The following is a 3605-nucleotide window of genomic DNA, read 5'->3' as shown; positions in this document are numbered from 1 at the left end:
TCTGGGCCTCGATCTCCCGGAGGGCCGCCAGGTAGGCGTTGTCTTGTGGGTTTGGCGGATAGCGGGTGGCGAACCAGGCGTGAAGGATCGCCTCGGCGAGGGCCGGCGTCGTGCTGCGCAGCGACAGGCAAAGCACATTGGCGTCGTTCCACCGCTGCGCCCCGCGGCCGGTCTCAGCGTCAGCGTACACTGCTGCCCGGATGCCCCGGACCGTGTTGGCGGCGAGGGCCACGCCGGGTCCCGTCCAACAGAACAGGATTCCCTCGTCGGCCTTGCCGCTCACCACAGCTTGGGCAACGCCGAAGGCGACCTCCGGCTAGGGGAGAGGCGGGCCATCGAGGACGCCCACGAGCTGCACCTTGTGGGCCTCCTGGCGGGGCCATGCCAAGAAAGAACGGGCCAATGGGTGGGTTTCGTCGGAGCCGAAGGCGATGCGCATGCTTGACTCGTCTCGGAGACCATTGCCGCCGAGGGCAGGCGTAGGTCCGCCGGCGCGCGGCCGACTCCGCTCGCTTCCTAGCTAAGAACGGCCATCTGCAGTGCACAGTGCCTGGGTGGGGATGCACAGCTTCTGGCAGCTGTGCCAGCCTGGTCGGCCGCCGCGCTACGGGAAGGGATTGGGCGGGAAGGGAGCCGAGAAGTACGGGTCACCCCCGCCTGCGCCGATGATTCCAAAGTAAGCCACCACGTCGGTGAGCATGAGGAGAACAAGGACAAACCATGCCAACCGTGGGCTCCGGAGGCGCGCCAGCTCGCTCACGAACAGGGCAAGCACCCACATGATCGCAGGGACGGCGGCGATGGTGTGGGAGGTATGGGGTGGACCCGGAATGAGGACCGAGCCGAAGAAGAAGGTCGCCAGGATCCACAACAGGGGCAGGTGCTGCCGCCTGTGGAGTGTCCAGATGAGTCCGGCCAGGAAGAGCAGCCCGGCCAGTCCGGCCAGGAAAGGAATTCCTGGGCCATAGAACCCCGACCGGTCTGAGAGGACCGTAAGCCCGGCGAGGGCAAGCCAAGCCTGCTCAACCCCCAGCCTGAGGAAGGACCACCAGGATGGCCCGTACCGAGAAGCCGCGCCGGGGAGCCAGGCGTAGTTAACCTGGGCGCGGGAAAGGGAGATCTGGGGGTTGGCTACAGTGAACATAGCCAGAGGCAACGCGACGACCACGGCGATCGCGCTCATTTTGAAGGTGTGAACCAACAGCTTGCGCAAGTCGCGATCCTGCTTCCAGAGCTGGTAGAGAACATACGGCACCAGCACGAGTGCGATTCGACTTCCGACATAGAAGTACTGGGAGAGCCCAATCGCCAAGCCTGCGATGAGCGCCCCGCCGCTCCAGTGGCTCTTCCAACCCCAGATCAGGCTAGCCAGAATCAGCGGAATCCACACCGTGTCCCAGACGTTGTTCAGGGCGATTCGTGACCAGTGAACATGGTAGTGATAGGTGCTCAGTAGCAGTGCGGCGATCAGGGCCGTCCGGCGATCCTGCCAGAGCGCGATGAGGGCATACGTAGCCAAGATCGCCAGGCATCCGGCGAGCACGCTGGGGAGCCGGAGGGCAGTGATGCTGTGTCCGAAAAGCCCCAGCGACAGGCGCACGATGTAATAGAACAGGGCGGGCTGTGAGTCAGGGCCGCTGCGCAACGGGAAGAACGTCTTTCCTGTCCCGGGGAAGATGAAGCGCAGCGTGAAGTCGGCGGTCGTGGCTTCGTCGGTGTGCAGCCCGGAAGGGATCGACTCCAGCTGCACCACGCGGACGATGAACGCGATTCCGACTGGGACCAGCACGAGCAGATCGGTTCTGTTGAAGGCGAACCGGCAGGCGACCCGAGGGGCGAGAGCGGCCAGGGCCAGGGCGAAGCACGCCAGCCATGCCCAAGGCTGCCACAGGTCCACCATATCGGCGTGGAGATTGGCATACCCCAGGTTGGCGGAGAACCAGAGGCAGGCCGCCAGGAGCACCGCTCGCAGGAGGTTGAGCTCATCGCGGCGCAGGTCCGCACACAGCGCACGCAGTTCGCTTCCCAGTGCGGCACCTCCCTCCGCGAGGCGCTGGCGGGAAGACTCGAACCGGCCCAGCCAAGTCGTCAGGAGGGGGTGCCAGAAGGACTTGCCTTCATGGCGGCGATGCCAGCCGATCACAAGCACGGCATCCAATCCGACCGCCAAGGCTGCCACTGTCAGCAGGATCAGAACCGATGTCGGCGCGTCCATACGGTGCTTGGGACCTCGCCTTGTCCGGGAGCGGGTCGTGCGTCCAGCCTCGATTCTATATGAATAGCCTCAGGGTGGAAGACATCAAAGACAACGCGGATTCTCCTAGCGCAGTGCCCTCATGGGCGCTCGCGCCCGACGGCGTGCCATCAGCGGGGAGGGGAACCGGTCCTTCAACCTGGCCAGGAAAGGGTTCGCTGACAGATTCTGCGTCGCCCGTGTGCAAGCAGGGGCGCGCGGGGCGCTGTCTGGATTGGCTGCCCGAATCGGGCTGGCGCTGGCCAAGCTGGACTGGCAAGGTGAAGTGACCTGGCGCCTAAGACGGCTTCCAGGGACTCATGATGGCAGGCTGAGAGCAGAGTGTCTTGAAGGGGCGGCGACGCAAGACGAGTGGCTTGTTACGCATGTGACCAGTGAAGGGCCCTAGATTCGATTTCCAAGTGCAACGGAGCACCCGAATAGTACCTCGGCTGGCATGCGAAAGCCGAGGCATTTACGAGGCCTAAGGTTGAGTTCGTCGGCGATGGCATCGAGGTCATTCTGGGCAATGCGCTTCAGGTCGGTGTTCCTGGGCAGATAGCGTCGAATCAGACCATTGGTGTTTTCGACGGTGCCCTTCTCCCAGGAGTGATACGGGTGGCAGAAGAAGAAGGGGATGTGGAGTTGCTCAGAGACGCTGGCTGATCGGCGTTTTCGCTTCCGTTATCCGCAGTCAGGCTTCGATGAGGAAGGGCAGACAGCCCGTCGACCAAGACCTGGCAGGTGTCCCGGGCGGGCCTACCTTCCAGGCGTGTCAGGACGGTGGAACGACTCAGGCGGTCAACGAGCACATTGAGGGCTTGCTCCCCTCGGGGAAGAGCAGCGAATCGGTCTCCCAATGGCCGGTCGGGGTACGCTGAGGTGCCGCCAGCGGCCTGGCCTCGATGAACGTGCGTTGGGCGATAGGGTTAGCCCGCACCCGGCGGCCTTGGCGCCTCCTGCGTTTGTGCTGGCCCCGGCGCAGGTACTGGAACAGCTTCTCCTGGCGTCCCAGGGGGGACTCGTAGAAGAAGCGGTAGTGGGTCTCATGGCTAACCAGGGTCCAACCCTGTTCGAGCCGCAACCGGCCAGCGATCTGCTCCGGCGACAGACCCCGTTCCAGCAGCTGGATGACGGTCTGGCGCAGGCTCCGGTTCTCCAGCCGCGGCCGACGGCGGCAGCGCTGACGTCGGGCTGGGTACCGTCGCTCGGCTGAGTCCGGGAGGTATCCCGCGGCGACGGCGTTGAGGCGGAGCTCGCGGCTGATAGTCGCCTTTGACCGTCCCAGCCGCCGACCGATCTCAGCCTGCGAGAGGCCGGCTTGGGCAAGCTCGTAGATCTGCAGGCGCTCTTGCGGGGAGAGGTGGACATA

3 protein-coding genes are annotated in these 3605 nt (G+C 64.6%); all 3 read right to left on the bottom strand.

Annotation, left to right across the window (positions count from 1 at the left end; genetic code table 11):
• Positions 1-283 (bottom strand): RpiB/LacA/LacB family sugar-phosphate isomerase (locus MUO23_09555; protein MCJ7513198.1); only part of this gene is annotated, 283 nt, incomplete at its 3' end.
• Between the two features lie 321 nt (positions 284-604).
• Positions 605-2215: a glycosyltransferase family 39 protein gene (locus tag MUO23_09550; GenBank protein MCJ7513197.1), complete on the bottom strand. Its 1611-nt coding sequence runs from the start codon at positions 2213-2215 to the stop codon at positions 605-607.
• Between the two features lie 811 nt (positions 2216-3026).
• Positions 3027-3605 (bottom strand): IS30 family transposase (locus MUO23_09545; GenBank protein ID MCJ7513196.1); only part of this gene is annotated, 579 nt, incomplete at its 5' end.

This window comes from Anaerolineales bacterium, from assembly GCA_022866145.1.
In the GTDB taxonomy this organism is placed as follows: Bacteria; Chloroflexota; Anaerolineae; order Anaerolineales; family E44-bin32; genus PFL42.
This window is presented reverse-complemented; position numbering and strand designations above follow the sequence as displayed.